The 17,759-nt window shown below is 56.4% G+C and carries 19 protein-coding genes; 14 read left to right on the top strand and 5 right to left on the bottom strand.

The window, feature by feature from the left end; all coding sequences use genetic code 11:
* The first annotated feature begins 63 nt into the window (after positions 1-63).
* From DFP90_RS06060 to DFP90_RS06045, 4 genes are all read left to right on the top strand, one after another.
* On the top strand, positions 64-693 hold the full coding sequence (locus DFP90_RS06060) for a class I SAM-dependent methyltransferase (protein ID WP_115935567.1): 630 nt from the start codon (positions 64-66) through the stop codon (positions 691-693).
* Positions 694-774: 81 nt separating this feature from the next.
* Complete coding sequence (locus DFP90_RS06055) at positions 775-1,443, top strand: CDP-alcohol phosphatidyltransferase family protein (RefSeq protein ID WP_115935566.1); 669 nt, start codon at positions 775-777, stop codon at positions 1,441-1,443.
* Between the two features lie 31 nt (positions 1,444-1,474).
* Entirely contained in the window at positions 1,475-2,068 is a 594-nt protein-coding gene (locus DFP90_RS06050) for a DUF2062 domain-containing protein (RefSeq protein WP_147300948.1), read from the top strand.
* A complete protein-coding gene (locus DFP90_RS06045; RefSeq protein WP_115935564.1) occupies positions 2,061-2,522 on the top strand; it encodes a GNAT family N-acetyltransferase in 462 nt (153 codons plus the stop codon). Before DFP90_RS06050 ends, DFP90_RS06045 begins: the two co-directional genes overlap by 8 nt.
* Before the next feature lie 16 nt (positions 2,523-2,538).
* On the opposite strand, the gene DFP90_RS06040 is transcribed toward DFP90_RS06045, so the two are convergent.
* Positions 2,539-3,201: a cupin domain-containing protein gene (locus DFP90_RS06040; RefSeq protein WP_115935563.1), complete on the bottom strand. Its 663-nt coding sequence runs from the start codon at positions 3,199-3,201 to the stop codon at positions 2,539-2,541.
* A 158-nt stretch (positions 3,202-3,359) separates the two neighbouring features.
* On the opposite strand from DFP90_RS06040, the gene DFP90_RS06035 reads away from it, so the two are divergent.
* Both DFP90_RS06035 and DFP90_RS06030 read left to right on the top strand, forming a co-directional pair.
* Entirely contained in the window at positions 3,360-3,923 is a 564-nt protein-coding gene (locus tag DFP90_RS06035) for a TetR/AcrR family transcriptional regulator (RefSeq protein ID WP_115935562.1), read from the top strand.
* Between the two features lies 1 nt (position 3,924).
* Positions 3,925-5,928: a methyltransferase domain-containing protein gene (locus DFP90_RS06030; RefSeq protein WP_181905218.1), complete on the top strand. Its 2,004-nt coding sequence runs from the start codon at positions 3,925-3,927 to the stop codon at positions 5,926-5,928.
* A gap of 20 nt (positions 5,929-5,948) precedes the next feature.
* Here the strand turns inward: DFP90_RS06030 and DFP90_RS06025 are convergent, their stop codons facing one another.
* The gene (locus tag DFP90_RS06025) at positions 5,949-7,112 is read right to left on the bottom strand and encodes a pyridoxal phosphate-dependent aminotransferase (RefSeq protein WP_115935560.1); all 1,164 of its coding nucleotides are present in this window, start codon (positions 7,110-7,112) and stop codon (positions 5,949-5,951) included.
* Positions 7,113-7,131: 19 nt separating this feature from the next.
* Positions 7,132-8,760 (bottom strand): gamma-glutamyltransferase, encoded by a 1,629-nt coding sequence (locus DFP90_RS06020; protein ID WP_181905217.1) that lies wholly within the window; start codon positions 8,758-8,760, stop codon positions 7,132-7,134.
* A 39-nt stretch (positions 8,761-8,799) separates the two neighbouring features.
* On the opposite strand from DFP90_RS06020, the gene DFP90_RS06015 reads away from it, so the two are divergent.
* The 6 genes from DFP90_RS06015 (at position 8,800) to DFP90_RS05985 (ending at position 14,160) form a co-directional block, all read left to right on the top strand.
* Positions 8,800-10,185 carry a M48 family metalloprotease gene (locus tag DFP90_RS06015; protein WP_181905216.1) on the top strand — a complete coding sequence of 462 codons (1,386 nt, stop codon included), beginning with the start codon at positions 8,800-8,802 and terminating at the stop codon, positions 10,183-10,185.
* A 130-nt stretch (positions 10,186-10,315) separates the two neighbouring features.
* Complete coding sequence (locus tag DFP90_RS06005) at positions 10,316-11,083, top strand: DsbA family protein (protein WP_245956990.1); 768 nt, start codon at positions 10,316-10,318, stop codon at positions 11,081-11,083.
* 29 nt (positions 11,084-11,112) lie between these two features.
* Positions 11,113-11,829, top strand: coding sequence for a DNA/RNA nuclease SfsA (gene sfsA / locus DFP90_RS06000; RefSeq protein ID WP_115935557.1), 717 nt, complete (start codon positions 11,113-11,115; stop codon positions 11,827-11,829).
* A gap of 42 nt (positions 11,830-11,871) precedes the next feature.
* A complete protein-coding gene (gene map, locus DFP90_RS05995; RefSeq protein WP_115935556.1) occupies positions 11,872-12,684 on the top strand; it encodes a type I methionyl aminopeptidase in 813 nt (270 codons plus the stop codon).
* A gap of 81 nt (positions 12,685-12,765) precedes the next feature.
* On the top strand, positions 12,766-13,452 hold the full coding sequence (gene radC / locus DFP90_RS05990) for a RadC family protein (RefSeq protein WP_115935555.1): 687 nt from the start codon (positions 12,766-12,768) through the stop codon (positions 13,450-13,452).
* Between the two features lie 66 nt (positions 13,453-13,518).
* Positions 13,519-14,160 (top strand): LysE family translocator, encoded by a 642-nt coding sequence (locus DFP90_RS05985; protein ID WP_115935554.1) that lies wholly within the window; start codon positions 13,519-13,521, stop codon positions 14,158-14,160.
* A 12-nt stretch (positions 14,161-14,172) separates the two neighbouring features.
* On the opposite strand, the gene DFP90_RS05980 is transcribed toward DFP90_RS05985, so the two are convergent.
* Positions 14,173-14,826 (bottom strand): MBL fold metallo-hydrolase, encoded by a 654-nt coding sequence (locus DFP90_RS05980; protein WP_115935553.1) that lies wholly within the window; start codon positions 14,824-14,826, stop codon positions 14,173-14,175.
* A gap of 218 nt (positions 14,827-15,044) precedes the next feature.
* On the opposite strand from DFP90_RS05980, the gene DFP90_RS05975 reads away from it, so the two are divergent.
* The gene (locus tag DFP90_RS05975) at positions 15,045-15,611 is read left to right on the top strand and encodes a hypothetical protein (protein WP_147300946.1); all 567 of its coding nucleotides are present in this window, start codon (positions 15,045-15,047) and stop codon (positions 15,609-15,611) included.
* Positions 15,608-16,798 carry a YbfB/YjiJ family MFS transporter gene (locus tag DFP90_RS05970; RefSeq protein ID WP_115935551.1) on the top strand — a complete coding sequence of 397 codons (1,191 nt, stop codon included), beginning with the start codon at positions 15,608-15,610 and terminating at the stop codon, positions 16,796-16,798. Before DFP90_RS05975 ends, DFP90_RS05970 begins: the two co-directional genes overlap by 4 nt.
* A 149-nt stretch (positions 16,799-16,947) precedes the next feature.
* On the opposite strand, the gene tnpC is transcribed toward DFP90_RS05970, so the two are convergent.
* On the bottom strand, positions 16,948-17,759 hold an 812-nt coding region (gene tnpC / locus DFP90_RS05965), incomplete at its 5' end, for an IS66 family transposase (protein WP_115935550.1).

The following is a 17,759-nucleotide window of genomic DNA, read 5'->3' as shown; positions in this document are numbered from 1 at the left end:
ATTTATCCGTCTTCTCTGCATATATAAGCTTTTCAGCAAAGAATTTTCTATCGGGGCTCAAATATGACCAAACCATTCACATTCTGGGACAAGATTGCGCGGAAATATGCCAAACGTCCTGTCGCCGACCCGGACAGTTACGAAAACACCCTGGCAAGCACCGCACGCCATCTTAACAAAACGGACAGTGTGCTGGAAATCGGTTGCGGCACCGGTACAACCGCCCTCAGACTGGCAAAGCTGGTCGGTCACATCACCGCCAGTGATTTTTCACAATCCATGCTGGATATCGCCGTCGAGAAAGCCCGGGAACAAAAGGCTGACAATATGGATTTCGTTCAAACATCCTTGCGGGACGGCCACCTGGATGGCCAAAAATATGACCGGGTTCTGGCCTTTAACCTGCTGCATCTTGTTGACGATTTGGAAAGTTATCTGGCTCTGGTCCATGACCATGTCCTGCCAGGCGGGCTTTTCATCTCAAAAACCGCCTGCCTGGAAGAGGATTATCGCTGGTTCAAACCGGTCCTTTGGATCATGCAGCGCTTGCGGGGTTGGCCCTTTGTGCGGTTTTTGACCATCCGGGATTTGGAAAACATCATCGCGAACGCAGGATTTGAGCTGGTCGAAGCCGTCAATCATCCAGCAAACAAGCCCAAGAGATTCATCGTGGCAAGAAAACCAGTTTCCTGAGCGCGGCAATTGCCGCCGGGCCTGTGATCCTGTAGAAGGCTTTTAAAGTTACAAGTCTCCGGATTGGCTGGTACAGGACATATGGATTATTTCAACGAAGAAGAACGGGCCAAACAAAAAGAATTTGCCCGTTGGCGGGACCGCGCCCTGGAGCCGGTCACCGGCTTTTTCATCAAGGCCTGTATCCGCCCCTGGCATATAACGCTTTTCGCCGTCATCCTGTTAGTGATCGGGGTTTTCATTCCCGTTCAGGGCAACCTTCCGGTAACCGGGAATTGGTTCTATCTCTCCTTCTGCCTGTTTTTCTATTGTGTGCTGGATGGTTTTGATGGCCCGCTGGCCCGGCGCACGGGACAGGCCCATGAAGGCGGGGCCATGCTTGATATTGCCGCGGACCAGGTTGGGGTGGCCGTGGTGGCTGCCGCCGCTACATTCCATTATGGCGCGAGCCCGGTCTTCGCCACTCTCTTTTCAAGCGCTTATCTCTCCTTCATCGCGCTGGCGATTTATGCCAATGGGCGTGGGGTAAGGCTTTGGGGCTTCTTGCGAGTTAAGTATTTCTTTTACTTCAATTATTGCCTGGCATCGCTGATCGGTCCGGCCTATCAAATCAAGGGCTTTAGCGCCTATGATCTGCCAAACCTGCTGATGATGGTTTTCTCCGTCTACTACATCTTCTATATTCTCCACGCACTGATCCGAATTCACCGGCATTTCAGCCTTGAGGGCCGCACGCGTGACCACCGGTAACGAGAACAACAAAAGAGAAAATGATAACGCGATGAAAGGCCCGAACGGTGAAGCGCTGCACTGGTTTGACGAGGTGCGGCATCGCGACAACAAGCATAAATTCCTGACCCGATTTGTGCGGCTGCTCTATTTCCGCCTGGTGGTGCCGATCATTCGGGAGAAACGCGGCCCGCAAGTGATAGCCTGGGGGGCTGCCATTGGTCTGTTTGTCGGCATGACTCCGACCGTTGGCATCCAGATTCCCTTTGTCATCTTGCTTTGGTATGCCGCCCGGCGTTTTGATTTCCATTTCAGCCTGATCATGGCAATTGCCTGGTCCTGGCTATCCAATGGCGCAACCATGGTGCCGCTCTATTACGTCTTTTATGTCACGGGCAAGGCGATCCTGCCGTCCAACGGCAGCGACTTGGATGAGGATAGTTTCCGCAGCTATATCAACGAAGGCCTGTCCAATATCGACACTTTCAGCGATTCCATGCTGTTTCTCTGGACCATGATCCAGGATATCGGCCTGGCCCTGGTGGTCGGTTGCCTGCCCTATGCCATCGGCTTTGGAGCGCTCGGCTATTGGCTCGCCCTGGTGCTGGCAAAACGCTATCAGCGTTTCCGGCATCGCAATGACTGAGACCGGTATCACAATCGCGATTGAAGAAAAAATCGCGCCAGAGGTCAAAGCGCTACTGGATGCCAGTGACGCCTTTTTCGCAGATCTCTATCCACCGGAAAGCAATCATCTGGTTGATGTTTCCGCCCTTGAAGCCGCCGACGTCACTTTCTTTGTGGCCAGGATCAGCGGTCGTGCCGTCGGATGTGGCGGGTATCTTAACAAGGGCCAATATGGCGAGATCAAACGTCTGTTTGTCGGTTCCGAGGGCCGCGGGCGAAAAGTCGGTCGACTTTTGATGCAGGCCATCATTGATCATGCCCAACAGGCCAAGCTGCCCTGTCTGAAACTGGAAATGGGGCCTTCCCAGCCGGAAGCCGAGGCCTTGTATCAATCCCTCGGCTTTGCCGAAACCGGCCCGTTCGGCGACTACCGGGAAGATCCCTATTCCCTTTTCATGGAAAAAACCCTCTGACATTTTAAGCCTGCCCTTAAGCTGTCCGGGAAAGATGCCCTGTTTTCACCAGTATCAGGCATCCTTCATGGCTGAAAGGCGCATGGTGACTGCCAGGTGGATTCCGAATCCAACTGCCCTTTGGATAATCCCCCTTTTCATCTGAGAGGGTCCCCTCCAGAACTAGGATTTCCTCACCGCCCGGATGGTAATGCGGCATAAATACCGTGCCTGGCTCCCAACGGACCAGGGCTACATGCTCGGTGCTAAACTGATGCAGTGGTAAGACACTGAGCCCCTCCACCAGCCCCGGCATCCATCGTGATGCGCGGCTATCTATCGCAAGCTGCGTCTGGTCCTCATCCTCAAACTGCCAGAGCTTCACGAAGATGGTGCACCCATCTTTACTGTGCGGGCTGTGCCGGGTGCCGATGGGATTGCGGATATAGCTGCCAGCCGGATAATCACCGCTGTCATCGGAAAAGACACCTTCCAACACATAAAACTCCTCTCCGCCCGGATGCTCATGTTCCGGAAAGGCCGCCCCGGGCGCAAAGCGGACGATGGATGTGGCATGACCACTTTCCACGCCGATCCGATCCAGCTTGATACGCTCCACCCCGCCGGCTGGCGAGGCCTCCCACTGCATCTGGTCGGGCAATATCGCAACCCGCTTGGAAAAATCCGCATTGATCATCATGGTTCCAATATCCCTCTTTGAATGTCCATATCCACAGCGCCTCTCAGAGCTTTGCTCATCATTCTATCTATCACTAGATAGTTTTCATCAACAATATTTGGGCTTCCCTAAACTGCTTTCAACCCCTATCTATCGATAGGGAAGAAAAGGATACAGGTATGAGCAAAGCCAACGAAATACTCGATGTGGCAGAGGATATGGTCCAGCGCCAGGGTTATAACGGCTTCAGTTTCCGGGATATTGCCGAGACAGTGGGCATCAAAAGCGCCAGCGTGCATTATCATTACCCAACAAAAGCAGCTTTGGGCTCGGCCCTTGCGAAACGCTATACAGACCGCTTTCTGCAAGGCATGCCCGACAGTGAAGATAGCTCTATCCAGCCCTTGGAAAAGCTGACTCTCTACGTCTCCGCTTTCCGCAATGCGCTGATGCAGGATGGCAAAATGTGCCTTTGCGGCATGCTCGGGGCGGAGAGCGCATCGCTACCCAAACAGGTCAACACCGAGGTTGAACGCTTTTTCCAAATGAATAAAGGTTGGCTGGAAGCCCTTTATCGCGGGGTTGCGGAAGACAGGCGATTAATGTCTCCTGCTATCTGGGCCATGAGAACCTTAGCGACCCTGGAAGGGGCCATGATTGTCGCCCGAACCATGTCGGACATGGAGGGTTTCGACCTCATCGCAAAATCACTGCTCAATGAGGTCTCGGAGGCTTCAGATTAATATGACAGGGCAAGAATTCGATATTCCTGCAAGAATGTATGATGCCCATGTTCTGGTTCATGAAGGCAAACTGTCCGAGGCCGACCGCGCCTATCAGGCAATCCTGCAACAGGTCCCGGACGATCCGCGTGTGAATGTCGCCTATGCGGTCTTCCTGCAAAAAACCAACAAATCCGAACAGGCAGTGGATTACTACCTGACGGCGGCCAAAGCATCGCCAAGCCCGCTGATCCTGAACGCGCTGGGAGAGTTACTCTGTCAGCTGGGCCGTCCCGAAGAGGCGATGCAGTCCCATCGTGCAGCGCTTTCCCTGATCACAACACCAACCGATCCTGCCTATGGCGAAAGTCACTTCCTGCTCGCCATCGCGGCTCGGGACATGCCTGATCACGCCACGGCGATCCAGTCGTTTTCTGTGGCGCTTGCCCATCCGGCCAGCAGCCCCAAGGCCCGGTCCGAAGTGAATCGCTATCTGGCTGATTTCCGACCCGACCGCTATATTGAGCCGTTGGAAAGGCTGGCAATGCAAGTCATCCAAACCGGCGAGATCAATCCAGTGCCGTTGCGCCCGAATGTTCAAGCGCTTTTGGCCGCAAAACCCACCCTGCAAACCATCTTGAACCGCGTTGATTTCACCGCCGACGACTTTAAGCTGCTGGCCGGGGAGATGCTGTTACTGTTCTTCCTGCGCGAATGCCCCATGACCGATCCCGGGCTGGAAAGCCAACTGATCAGTCTGCGTTCGGCACTGGCACGTCACCTGCTGGCCGATCCGGAAAACTTTGAAGCCGCGCAGCCGGTGGCCATTGCACTTGCCCAGCAATGCCTGCTGACGGAATATGCCTATCAGGAACAAACAGACGATCATGCGCTAGTTGATCAGATCGAGCACCTGATCGAGGAAGCCACCTCAGACGCTCTCGGTCCAATGACAGGGTTAGTTTGCTGTTTGGCATGCTTCAGGCCCCTGTTCGGCCATCCGCTCCAGGATAAGATTCTCACATTGGGAAAAGAGGCCAAAGGACCGCTTTTTGCCGCACTGATGGAACGCCATCTCGAGCATCCCCTAGCCGAAGCAGAGATTGCCCGGAATATTCCAACTTTTGGGACCATTCAGGCAGGCGTTTCCGAACAGGTCCGCGCACAATACGAGGAATCCCCCTATCCGCGTTGGAATCTTGTCGGCCGCGGCACCGCTGGGAACTTTTCTGACCTGCTTCATGCCCAGCTCCCCTACCATGACCTGCCGGCAGAGGCTGAACTCCTGGAGACTCCCCGCATGCTGTTGGCCGGATGCGGTACCGGCCGACAATGCGTTCTGGCAGCGGACGCGCTTGCCCAGGCGGATATTACCGCCCTGGATCTTTCCCGGCGCTCGCTTTCCTATGCCATCCGGAAATGCCACAATGCCGGACTGGAGAATATAGAGTTCATGCAGGCCGACATTTTGTCCCTGAAGGATTGGGACCGCCGGTTTGATATCATTGAATCCACCGGTGTCTTGCACCATTTGGCGGATCCGATGGCGGGCTGGCGCATCCTGACCGACCTCCTGGAAACGGGCGGTTTTATGAAAATCGGCCTCTACAGCCGGTCTGCCCGCAGCGCTATCCGCGACGCCAGGAACCAGATAAAACAAAAAGGCTATACTGCGACCCTGGATGATATTCGTGCCTATCGCGCGGAGATCCTAGCCCTGCCGGAAAATGCTCCGGAACGCGAAATCCTGAAAAGCAGTGACTTTTACACCCTCTCCGCCTGCCGGGACCTGGTCTTTCATGTGCAGGAACATCAGTTCACCATTGCGGAAATACAATCCGCCCTCCAGATGCTGGGCCTTCGGTTTTTGGGCTTCCAATTCCCCAGCCGCTGGCAGCGACAGCGCTTTTTGGATCAGAACCACGATCCGGCGTTATTGCGGGACCTGGAACGCTGGGCCGACTTTGAAGAGGCATATCCCAACGCTTTCGGGTCCATGTATGTTTTCTGGTGCCTGAAAATCTGAGCGCCTCGGCACCAGAACACTCATCTCAGTCCGTGCCAGCCCTTTAACGCCTTGATCGCACCGTGGATCTCATCCGGGCTTCCAGCAAAGGAAAAGCGCATTGTGTGATGGCCGCGGCCTGAATCAAAGTCCAGCCCGGGCGTCACCGCCACCCCGGTCTCATTCAGAATCCGACGACAAAATGTCTGTGAGTCATTCGTGAGATTGGCCACGTCCGCATAGACGTAAAACGCGCCGTCGGATGGTGCCAGCCGATCAAATCCCATGCCCGGTAGTTCATTCAACAACATTTCACGGCTGCGGGCATAATTGGCCACATTCGCCTGCAATTCCTCTTCGCAATCAAAGGCGGCCACCGCCGCAACCTGGCTCAAGGTCGGCGGCGATATGAATAGATTTTGCGCCAGGCTTTCCACAGAGCGCATCAGCCCGTCCGGCACCACCATCCAGCCCAATCGCCAGCCGGTCATGGAGAAATATTTTGAAAAACTATTAATCACCAGACATTCAGGCTCAAAAGAGAGCATGGATCTTGTCGGCTTGCCATAGCTGATGCCCTGGTAAATTTCATCACTGATGATGCGAATGCCATGGTCACGGCAGAAATCCGCCAGGGCCTTCATTTCCTCATCCCCCAGCATTGTGCCGCTGGGATTGGAAGGGCTGGCCACAATCAAACCATGGATCGGCCCATCCTGCAGGGCTTTTTCGAGCAATGCCGGTGTCGGCTGATACCGCTCCGCCGGACCGGTTTCCAGGCTGACAGGCTCAACCCCCAGCACATTCAGGATATGCCGGTAACAGGGATAACCGGGCGCAGCCAGCGCAACCCTGTCGCCCGGATCAAAACAGGCCAGGAAAGACAACAGGAACCCGGCGGAGGAACCAGTGGTCGCCACCACATTATCCGCCGGCACCTCAACACCATAAACCGTTGAATAATGTTTCGCGATTGCTTCACGTAATTCCGGCACGCCAAGTGCGACGGTATAACCGATCCGGTTGCTATCCAGCGCCTCTTTCGCCGCGGTGATCACACCTCTTGGCGCCCCGGTTCCCGGCTGGCCAACCTCCAGATGATATACGGCCTTATCTTCATATTCCCGAAGCGCGGCCGCCCGCATCACTTCCATGACAATAAAAGGCGGAATTTTGCCCCGCAGGGACTGTTTCAAACCAGACATGGCCCATTGGCTCCCAAGGCTACTTCGACATGATCCCGAGGCCATGGCCACGCGTGTCTTCTTCAATCGCACAGGCAATCCGGCCCGGATCACTTTGCGGCAGGCCACTGGGGCAATACATCACGTTCACCCGGCCGAAACGCCCAGCCCCTTCCACCTTATGGCCGCGCTTCATCAGCGAGGCCTTCAGATTCGCCCCATTTTCATTTTCAACATAGCTGTTGGTCAGGTTGGGCCCTGCGGAAAGCCGGGCCTGGCGCACAGCTTCTTCCAGCGGTGTATTCCCCAATAGGGTCTCAGCCGCAATGGACAGGACCGCCGCATCCTTGGTGATGCCGCCGCCACCTGCCGCCGCATAGCGAAATTTGAAATTGGCCCGGTTGGAAACCATGAAGGCTCCGAGATTCAAGCTGTTGCGGTTCCGGGCATCGGGTGCCGCGGCGATAAAAGAACCAGTCCCGGGCGCAATCCGCCCAATCCCAAACAGGTTGTTGAGGCCAAATTCACAAGCCACCGCCATCCCCGATGGATCAACTACCAGGATACCGGTACCGGCGGGGGGTTCCGTTTTGCTGGGAACAGGGCCGAGACGGCTGAGGGCTGTCGCCTTTGACGGATCATAGCTGGCAATCAACCCTTCTATTTTTTCCTCGGACAGCAGAATCCCCTGTGCAGAGGTATCGTCCTGCCAATCCTGATCCAGATAACGCCCGCGCTCGATATAGGCCCGCTTCAATGCCTCAAGAATCATATGCGGCCTTTCGTCGGCACCGGCTTCGGCATAACGGTCATCATAGGCAAGCTGTGCAAATGCCTGAGCCAAAAGCGCACCGCCCCCGACATCCGGCATCGGGAAATGTGCTGCGTCATCTCCCAGTTCCACCGTCAGCGTGTTGCGCCACTGCGGCCTGTAATCCTGCAGATCCTGAAGCGTAAGGTTTCCTCCCACCTCGCCCACGGCGGCAACAATCTGGCGGGCTGTATTGCCTGAATAGATCACCCCACCGCCCTGAACGCGGATACGGCCCAGCAAGGTCGCCAAATCAATCTGGCGCAAAGCCTGACTTTCTTCATAAGACCGGCCTTCCGGACTGGTGAAGATTTTCCGGAATTCCGGATCTCGGGACAACGCGGAATAAACCCGTTTGAGATCGGTCGCGGTTGCCCGGGACAAACGATGACCAATCCGGGCGATCCGCTCCGGCTGCGCCAGCAACAATCGCCAGTCCAGGCTGCCATAGCGGGCATGAAGCGCAACCATGCCACGGGTGAATGCCGGCACGCCAACCGCGACCGGGCCGGTTTTTCCTGTGGCGGAAACTGCCGTGAAATCCAGCATTTCCGTAATGCCGGCAGTGGAATCATGCACCATACAGACACCGCCGCCACCCAGGCTGACATTGCCCGGCGCCGTTGCCGTCATGGCAAAGGACATGGCGACAGCCGCATCCGCCGCCGTGCCACCTGCCGTCAGCACATCGCGCGCCAGCAGCACGGCATTGGGTTCATCCCCGGCGACACCGCCAAAGAAACCGCCGACATACCCGATGGTTCCAGGTTCCAATTCCTCGCCGGTTTCACAGCCGGACAGCAACAGGCCGGCGGCGAAAACTGCCGCGAGGCAATTGCGCCCGCGGAAAGCACTCATTATGTTAGTCAAAACGTTTCTCTGGCTGAGCATCATATAATGCGTCTTCTTAAAGTTTTCATGTCCCTGATAACACTGACCATAGGTCTTGCCACAGCCGCTTCGGCACAGGCAAGCACTATTCGGGACACCGAAATTGAAAACACGCTGCGCTATTATGCAAGGCCGATATTCGAAGCCGCCGGACTGGACATCAACACCGTCAGGATCCATTTGATCAATGATCCCCGGCTGAACGCCTTTGTATCCGGCGGCCAGCATATGTTCTTCAATACCGGATTGTTGATGGCCGCCGACAATGCTGACCAGGTGATAGGGGTCATGGCCCATGAGACCGGCCACATCACCGGCGGTCACCTATCGCAATTTGACGAAGGCATCCGCAATGCCCAGGCCCGGTCAATCGCAACGCTTCTGCTGTCGATCCCGCTGGCCATTGCAACCGGCAAAGGAGAGTTCGTTGTTGCCGGACAATCCGCCTCCCAACAAATCGGAAACCGCAGTTTCCTGAAATTCACCCGCTCCATGGAGCAAGCCGCCGATCAGGCCGCTGTTGGTTTTCTGGATGATGCGGGCATTTCCGCCGAAGGGATGCTCGAGTTTTTCGGAAAACTGCAAAAGAACGAGGCCCTTTATAGCGCCAGTCAGAACCCATACACTCGTTCACATCCCCTGACCGCGGATCGTATCGCTTTTGTTGATCACCATGTCCAGATATCCCGGTTCAGCGAAAATAAGCTGGATCCGCTGTATAATGAATTGCATCAACGGATGAAAGCGAAGTTGATCGGGTATTTCATGGCGGATTCAGTAGACCGGTATTACGACCCCAGCGATACCGGTTTTTATGCCCAATATGCCCGGGTCTTCAGCCTGATGCAGCGGCACAAGACCGAAGAGGCCATTCAGATTGTTGACGGGTTGATCAATAAACTGCCGGACGACCCCTATTTTCAGGAAGTTAAAGGCGACATCCTGTTCCGGGCGGGTCGGATCGAGGAATCCATTCCCTTTTTTGAGCGTGCCGTCCAAATTTTAGAATGGGCGGATCAGATCCGTGTTTCCGCCGCACGGGCCCATATCGAGGCATCGAACCGTTCCGTTTCGGATTCGGAAACCGAAAAGCACCTGAAAGCCGCGATCACCCATCTTGATGCCGCACAGCGCTATGCGCCGACATCTGCGTTCAGCTGGCAGCTGAAAGGCACGGCCTATTATCGCCTCGGCAACCAGCCAAAGGCAAAGCTGGCCGAGGCAGAATATGCCATTTTGACCCGCAATCATGAAAAAGCGAAATTCAAGGCACGCGAAGCCATGGAACTGCTGCCAAAAGGCTCACCGGATTGGTTGCGTGCCCAGGATATCGAATTTGAAGCCAACAAAGGCGAAATCAACGATGTGGATGAAAACAAGTCCGCAGGATGAAGAAGCCAACCGCATCCTGCTGTGATCATGCCTTCGTGATTTGCCCTTTTGCTTCCCCCAGACCATATAAGCATCGGTAAACCGTCTGCTGACGGAACCGAATGAGAACCTCATTGACCAAGGATTAACCATGTCTAACCGCGCAAACTCCCTGAAGGCCCTCTTTCTTGGCGCCGCAATGACCGCCGGGATATCTCTTCCCGCCGCCATCGCGCCGGCCCACGCGGACAGTTTTTCCAACCAGCAGCGTAGTGAAATCGAACAGATGATCCGTGATTATCTGCTGGAACATCCGGAGATCGTCATCGAAGCAGCCATGAAGCACCGTGCGGCGCAGGAAGAAGCAGAACGGGTACAGCAGGCAGGGGCACTGAAAGGGGCCGCCGCATTCTTTGCCAATGCCAAGGATTTCCCCCGGACCGGCAATGCCGAAGGCGATGTTCAAATGGTTGAATTTTTCGACTACCAATGCGGCTATTGCAAAAAGGTCTTTCCCCAGGTGATGGACATCATGGAAGAAGACGGCAAATTGGATGTGGTGATGGTTGAATTCCCGGTCCTTGGGCCGGTTTCCGAATACGCGGCGAAGGCTGCCCTCGCCGCCCGAAACCAGGGCAAATACATGGAATACCATGTGGCGCTGATGGGCTATCGGGGCCGGCTGAGTGAAAAGGTCATTCTTGAGACAGCAGAAGAGGTCGGCCTTGATGCGGACCAGTTGCAAAAAGACATGGCCTCGGATGAGATTTCTAGTCATATTGCCAGGAACCAGGAATTGGCGAGCGCCCTCGGCATCCGCGGCACTCCCGCCTTCCTGATCGGTTCAGAGCTGGCCCCCGGCGCAATCGACAAGGCCGCCATGGAAGAAATGATTGCCAATGCCCGCAAGGGCAGCTGAGCCGTCGAAGGGATCTGGGAAGCAGCATCATGGAATTTGAGACCGCCCTGCAACCGGGCCGCCTGATCAAGCGTTACAAACGGTTTCTTGCCGATGTTACCTTGCCCGACGGCCGGCTCGTCACAGCCCATTGCGCCAATTCCGGTTCCATGATGGGGTTGAAGGATGAAGGGTCCCAGGTCTGGCTTTCACCGAACAGCAATCCCAAGGCCAAGCTGGACTGGCGCTGGGAGCTCGCCTCCCAAGGCGGCGTGCCGGTCGGGATCAACACCAGCCGACCCAATGCCATTGTCGCCGACGCCATCGAAGCCGGGAGAATTCCGGAGCTGACCGGCCATGACAGCCTGCGGCGGGAAGTCAAATACGGCCAGAACAGCCGGATAGACATCCTGCTGGAAAAAGACGGTCGGAAGACCTATGTAGAGGTCAAGAATGTGACCCTGCGCCGCCCCGATGGCCCCCATCCGGAACGTGCGGAATTTCCCGATGCCGTCACCGCCAGGGGCGCCAAACATTTGAATGAGCTGGCCGATATGGTGGCCGAAGGGCACCGCGCGGTCATGTTTTATCTGGTCCAGCGCCCTGACTGTTTGGATTTTGGGCTGGCGGAAGACATTGATCCCGCGTATATCAGCGCCTTCAGGGCCGCCCGAAACGCCGGTGTGGAGGCTCTGTGCTATGATTGTGACGTCAGTGCCGACGGCATCCATATCCGAAAGCCGCTGCCGATCCGGATTTCAGACTGATGTTTCAAAGACCAGGACCTAAGACAGAAAGACGTAATCGCGATGAACGAAGCCTTTGATCCCGAAGCTGGAAAAATCAAACTGCATGGTCCGGAGGATTTTGAAGGCATGCGCAAGGCCGGAAGCCTGGCCGCCGAGGTTCTCGATTACATCACCCCCCATGTGGTGCCGGGCATCAGCACCGGAGAGCTGGACCGCCTGTGCGCGGAATATACCGCTTCCAAAGGGGCGGTTTCCGCGCCGCTCAATTACCGTGGTTTCCCGAAATCCATCTGCACCAGCATCAATCATGTGGTCTGTCACGGCATTCCCGACGACACCAAGAAGCTCAAGGAAGGCGACGCGATCAATATCGACGTCACCGTCATTGTCGACGGCTGGCACGGCGATACCAGCCGCATGTTCCTGGTCGGTGATAAGATCCCGGTCAAGGCGCGCAAATTGGTCCAGACCACCTATGAATGTCTGATGATCGGTGTCGAGATGGTCAAACCGGGCGTGCGCTTGGGCGATATCGGCCATGCGATCCAGCAACATGCCGAGAAAAACCGCTATTCCGTTGTCCGCGATTTCTGCGGCCATGGCATTGGCCGGGTGTTCCATGATGCGCCCAGCGTCCTGCATTACGGCAAGCCCAATACCGGCGTCACCCTGCAGGAAGGCATGTTCTTCACCATCGAACCCATGGTCAATGCCGGCAAATACGGGGTCAAAGTCCTGCAGGACGGCTGGACCGCAGTTACCAAGGACAAATCCCTGTCCGCCCAGTTCGAACATACCATCGGCGTGACCGCCGATGGGGTCGAGATTTTCACCAAATCCCCCAAAGGCTTCACCTGTCCGCCTTACGCATGATGAGGTAAAAGCAACTGGCCTTTTCACTGGAATTCACGCAGACTTTGCCCGTTCAGGGGGAAAGGGAGTGGATCATCCGGCATGAAGGATGCAGAAAAACCACATTATCACGGCCATCGGCAACGTCTGCGCAAACGATTTTTGCGCGATATGGGCGCTTCCATGGAGGATTACGAAATCCTGGAGCTGCTGCTGACCCAGGCCCTGCCGCGTGGGGATGTGAAACCGCTGGCGAAAAACCTGCTGGCGGCGTTTGGATCCTATGCCAATGTCATCTCCGCCGACCGGGAAGCCCTTACCCGCGTTCCCGGTATCAAAGACGCCGCCCTGGTTGCCTTGAAACTGGCCCAGGCCAGCGCCCAGCGCCTGCTGCGCCACGAGGCACTCGACCAGCCGGTTCTCTCCAGCTGGCACCAACTGCTGGACTATTGCCACGCAACTATGGCCCGGGAAAAGGTCGAACAGGCAAGGCTGCTTTTCCTTGATGCCCAGAATCAGCTGATCACGGACGAGGTTCAGCAGACCGGCACAATCAACCATACCGCCATCTATCCCCGGGAAGTGGTCAAAAGGGCGCTGGAGCTGTCCGCCTCAGCCCTGATCATGGTCCATAACCACCCCAGCGGGAACCCGGCCCCGTCAGACGCCGATAAGCGCATGACGCAGGCGGTGCGCGATGCGGGGGCTGCCCTCAATATCATCCTGCATGACCATTTGATCATCGGACGGGACCGCCATTTCAGCTTCCGGGCCGAAGGATTGCTGTAAATTACCCCTTGCCTCCTGAAAGAACGGCTGTCTTTAGTCACAGTATCATGGCTTATGGAGGTAGGAATGTCGTTGGAACTCTGGCTGTCTTTTGTTGTGGCGTCGCTGGCCCTTCTGGTGATACCGGGGCCGACGGTGATGCTGGTGATCTCTTACGTCCTGGGCCGTGGGCGCAAAAGCGCGCTGGCAACGGTTCCGGGGGTTGCCCTGGGCGATCTGACCGCGATGACCATTTCTCTGGCCGGTGCAGGTGCGGTTCTGGCGGCTTCAGCCACCTTATTTACCGTGCTGAAACTGATAGGCGGTGCCTATCTTCTGTTTCTGGGTGTTCAACTCTGGCGCTCTGCCCCCGCGGAAAACCATCTGGAACCGACGGAGCCGGACCAGGACGTCCTGACCAACAATACGCGTAAGATGTTCTGGAATGCGTTCCTAGTGACCGCCCTCAACCCAAAAGGCATTGTCTTTTTCATCGCCTTTGTGCCGCAGTTTGTTGATCCGGCCGCCCCGGCGCTGGCACAATTCGCTCTGCTGGAATTCACTTTTGTCGGCCTAGCAACCCTGGTGGTGACCTGCTGGGCAATGGTGGCGGGCGGTTTACGGGCTAAGTTCCGGAAACCAACCACTCTCAAATGGGTTAATCGGATCGGAGGATCCTTCCTGATGGGGGCTGGCCTGCTAACTGCCGTGGTCAGGCGCGCAACCTGATATGGGCGGGGGCTAGCCCGCCAATGCACGGTCACTGACAAAGGGGTTGGATTGCCGTTCCTCGCCAAAAGTCGAGGTATCGCCATGGCCCGGCACGAAGACCGTTTCGCTGCCCAGCGGCCAGAGCTGCTGTTGGATGGAATTCAACAGGTCAGCATGATTGCCGCGTGGGAAATCGGTCCGCCCGATCGATCCCCGGAACAAAACATCGCCGACAAAGGCCAGGCCGGTCTCTTTTTCATAAAACACCACATGGCCCGGCGTATGGCCCGGACAATGGCGCACAGTCAGGGTCAGTTTGCCAACGCTAACCTCGTCACCGCCATCCAGCCAGCGGCTGGGTTCGAAACTTCTAGAAGGCGGAAAGCCGTACATCTCACATTGCTGGGGCAGGCTCTCGATCAGGAATTGATCATCGCGATGTGGCCCTTCGATCGGCACACCCAGTTTTTCCGCCAAGTCCGCCACCGCGCCCGCATGATCCAGATGGGCGTGGGTAACCAGGATCTTTTCGATCTCGACCCCATTCTCTTCCGCCGCCGCCAACAGGCGTTCCGCCTCACCGCCCGGATCAACAAAGGCCCCCTTCATGGTTTCATCACACCAGATCAACGAACAATTCTGGGCAAAGGCAGTCACGGGGATGATGCAGGCTTTCAGCGGCATAACGGCAATTCCGGTTGTTCAATTCTTTTCGCCCGCGAAAGATAGGGCTCATGCCCTGATCCTGCAAGCAGCGAAGGTTTTGCCGCGCGATTGGTGGAATATCACAAATAGGAGAGATGCAAAAACCGGCAATGACACCTATATTTGAATTAGTTAAGAATAATGCCAGGAAACTGGCAGGCGAAAAAGCCAGCAGAACACCGGGAGAATTGAGAAACATGACAGCCTTGCGCAAAATGCTGAAATGCCTGGGCGGCCCCCTTGCCGCCGGAATGATCCTGGCCACTGCCAGCATGGCACAAGCCGCTGATCTTGAAGAATTCTACGGCCATTACGAAGGTTCCGTCGTGCTCGATCAGGAAGTTGAGGGCGAAGAAGGCGGCAACGAACGCAAGACCGCCGTTGATATTATCGAAGAAGATAAGGGGTTCCGGCTGAACTGGACCACGATCATCACCAAGAAGGATGGCCGGGTGAAAAAGGTCTCCTACTCAATCCATTTCCAGGAAACCGAGCAGGATGGCACCTTCAGTTCGGCCATGAAGAAAAACATGTTTGGTAAATGGATCCCACTTAACCCCCTGAAGGGCGATCCCTATGTCTGGGCGACTCTGGCAGGTGACACATTAAGCGTTTACGCCCTGATCATCCCCGATGAGGGTGGCTATGAGATGCAGCAATATGACCGCACCTTGCGGGCAGACGGCAATCTGGATGTGATCTTCAAACGGATCAAGGACAGCAAACCGCTGAAAACCATTACCGGCCTTCTGACCCGGCAATGACCCCGTCCAGCCTGCCCGTCATCGACAATGAGAGCATCGCGCCCCGCATCCTGGCAGGGTTTTCCGCAATCATTATCGGGATCGGCCTCAACCGGTTTTCCTATATCGCCTTCATCCCAATCCTGATCACCGCCAACTGGCTGACACCGGAACAGGCAGGATATCTGGGGGCGGCCAATCTGCTGGGCTATCTGTTGGGCGCACTGAGCGCCAATGCTACCGCTTTAAAATTCGGCGTGCGTTCAGTGGTCCGCGCCAATATGCTGATCTCAATCATCAGCTTCGCCGCCTGCGCCTGGCCCTTGGGCTTTGAATGGCTGGCCTTTTGGCGTCTGGTCGCCGGTGTGACCGGTGCACAGTTGATGGTGGTGGCCGTCCCCGCCGTCCTTTCCGCCATCCCGCCCAGCCGCAAGGGCCGGGCCAGCGGCATTGTTTTTTCCGGGATCGGCTTTGGCATCATCTTTTCCGGCCTGGCCATGCCACAGCTGGCGGAACTGGGCGTGGTGGAAACCTGGCTGATTCTAGGCCTGGTCTGCGTGTTTTTTTCCGCTTTGGCCTGGTCCCCGTGGGAGGCCAAGCCCCAAACCATCCAAACCGCCAGCGCCGCCCCCGCGGCCAAGCTGCTCACCTGGCCGGTGATCCTGCTGCTGGGCGCCTATGCGCTGGACGCCTTCGGCTTCGTGCCGCACACGGTTTTCTGGGTCGATTTCATCGCCCGCGGCCTGGGCCATGGAAAAGAATTGGGCGGGTTCTTCTGGATGCTGGTCGGCCTGGGTGCGGTCTTCGGCCCGGTCCTGGCCGGGTGGAGCGCCGATAAGATCGGTTTCAAATGGGCCATGACCCTGGCATTTGGAATGAAGGCAGCCGCCGTCTCCCTGCCCCTGATTGACACCTCCCTGCCCCTGCTGACTGTCTCTTCCCTTGTGGTGGGCGCGATCATTCCTGGCATGGTGGCGCTGGTGTCCGGCTTCACCGCCGTTCTGGTCGGACCGGAGAAAAACCGCCAGGTCTGGGGCTGGATGACCTTTGCGTTTGCCATCCTGCAAGCGGTGAGCGGCTTTTTCATGGCCTGGCTGTTTGATGTAACCGCCAGCTATTTCCCGCTGTTCCAGGCAGGCTGGATCGCGTTGGCAATGGGGGCTATTTTAGCATTGATCAGCCCACGCCCCAGCACAGTGCATTCCTGACATATCTTCAACTCCGGTTCCAAAAATCCCATAGAACCGGATTTCGGCAACTCACCAGATGGAAGAGGCTATTGGTATTCTTCACCTTCATCGCCTCGAACAACCGCGCCAAGGCGGTCTGCCAGATCCGTAAGCGCCCGGTCGGCTGATCAAGCGGCCAGTTTTTCCTGACTGACCCTGAAGTTCCAGGGCAACAGTTCATCAATCCGATTGATCGGATGATCTGCGATGATGGTCAGAACGTGGGTCAGCCAGGCTTGCGGATCCACACCATTGAGTTTGGCTGTTTCGATCAGTGTATAGATGTTGGCGGCGCGTTCGCCACCGGCATCAGATCCGGCAAACAGCCAGTTCTTGCGGCCAAGGGCGATGCCACGGATGGATCTTTCCGCCGCGTTATTGTCGATGGCCAGCCGGCCATCCTGGAGATAGATCTCCAGCCGCTTCATCCGGGTGACGGCATAGCGGATTGCTCCCGCCAGGGCGGAACGCGCAGGCAAACGGGTGAGCTGACCCTGCAACCAGCCCTGAAGGTCTTCGAACTGAGGCTTCGCTTTTTCCTCACGAACGGCCTTTTTGAGGTCCGGCGGTTTACTGCGGATTTCCTTTTCCACGGCATAAAGGCCGGCAATTCGCTTCAGCGCTTCTTCTGCAATCGGTGATTTAGTCGCCTGGTGAATATCGTAGAACTTGCGCCTGATATGCGCCAGACAGGCAACTTCGGTGATGTTGCCGCTGCGATAGAGATGTTCGTAGCCGGAGTATCCATCCGCATGCAGGTAGCCGCTGTAACTTTTCAGATGCTCCCGGGGACGCTCGCCCTTTCGATCCGGGGAATAGCGGTAATAAGCCGCCGGGGCGGTATGGCTGCCCCAATCCCGCTCATCACGAACATAGGTCCAGAGCCGGCCGGTCTTGGTTTTGCCTTGGCCTGGAGCCTGGACTTTGACCGGCGTGTCAT

The organism is Aestuariispira insulae, assembly GCF_003385955.1.
GTDB classification, from domain to species: domain Bacteria; phylum Pseudomonadota; class Alphaproteobacteria; order UBA8366; family Aestuariispiraceae; genus Aestuariispira; species Aestuariispira insulae.
Note: the sequence above shows the minus strand (reverse complement) of the source record. Positions and strands in the feature narration are given on the sequence as shown.

Coding starts and splice junctions, on each gene's coding strand:
- DFP90_RS05975 (WP_147300946.1), top strand. CDS start 15,045: ATGACAGCCTTGCGCAAAATGCTGAAATGCCTGGGCGGCCCCCTTGCC.
- DFP90_RS06035 (WP_115935562.1), top strand. CDS start 3,360: ATGAGCAAAGCCAACGAAATACTCGATGTGGCAGAGGATATGGTCCAG.
- DFP90_RS06015 (WP_181905216.1), top strand. CDS start 8,800: ATGCGTCTTCTTAAAGTTTTCATGTCCCTGATAACACTGACCATAGGT.
- DFP90_RS06045 (WP_115935564.1), top strand. CDS start 2,061: ATGACTGAGACCGGTATCACAATCGCGATTGAAGAAAAAATCGCGCCA.
- DFP90_RS05970 (WP_115935551.1), top strand. CDS start 15,608: ATGACCCCGTCCAGCCTGCCCGTCATCGACAATGAGAGCATCGCGCCC.
- DFP90_RS06055 (WP_115935566.1), top strand. CDS start 775: ATGGATTATTTCAACGAAGAAGAACGGGCCAAACAAAAAGAATTTGCC.
- DFP90_RS06050 (WP_147300948.1), top strand. CDS start 1,475: ATGAAAGGCCCGAACGGTGAAGCGCTGCACTGGTTTGACGAGGTGCGG.
- DFP90_RS06020 (WP_181905217.1), bottom strand. CDS start 8,760: ATGAGTGCTTTCCGCGGGCGCAATTGCCTCGCGGCAGTTTTCGCCGCC.
- map (WP_115935556.1), top strand. CDS start 11,872: ATGAACGAAGCCTTTGATCCCGAAGCTGGAAAAATCAAACTGCATGGT.
- DFP90_RS06030 (WP_181905218.1), top strand. CDS start 3,925: ATGACAGGGCAAGAATTCGATATTCCTGCAAGAATGTATGATGCCCAT.
- DFP90_RS06060 (WP_115935567.1), top strand. CDS start 64: ATGACCAAACCATTCACATTCTGGGACAAGATTGCGCGGAAATATGCC.
- DFP90_RS06025 (WP_115935560.1), bottom strand. CDS start 7,112: ATGTCTGGTTTGAAACAGTCCCTGCGGGGCAAAATTCCGCCTTTTATT.
- DFP90_RS06040 (WP_115935563.1), bottom strand. CDS start 3,201: ATGATGATCAATGCGGATTTTTCCAAGCGGGTTGCGATATTGCCCGAC.
- DFP90_RS06005 (WP_245956990.1), top strand. CDS start 10,316: ATGTCTAACCGCGCAAACTCCCTGAAGGCCCTCTTTCTTGGCGCCGCA.
- DFP90_RS05980 (WP_115935553.1), bottom strand. CDS start 14,826: ATGCCGCTGAAAGCCTGCATCATCCCCGTGACTGCCTTTGCCCAGAAT.
- DFP90_RS05985 (WP_115935554.1), top strand. CDS start 13,519: ATGTCGTTGGAACTCTGGCTGTCTTTTGTTGTGGCGTCGCTGGCCCTT.
- radC (WP_115935555.1), top strand. CDS start 12,766: ATGAAGGATGCAGAAAAACCACATTATCACGGCCATCGGCAACGTCTG.
- sfsA (WP_115935557.1), top strand. CDS start 11,113: ATGGAATTTGAGACCGCCCTGCAACCGGGCCGCCTGATCAAGCGTTAC.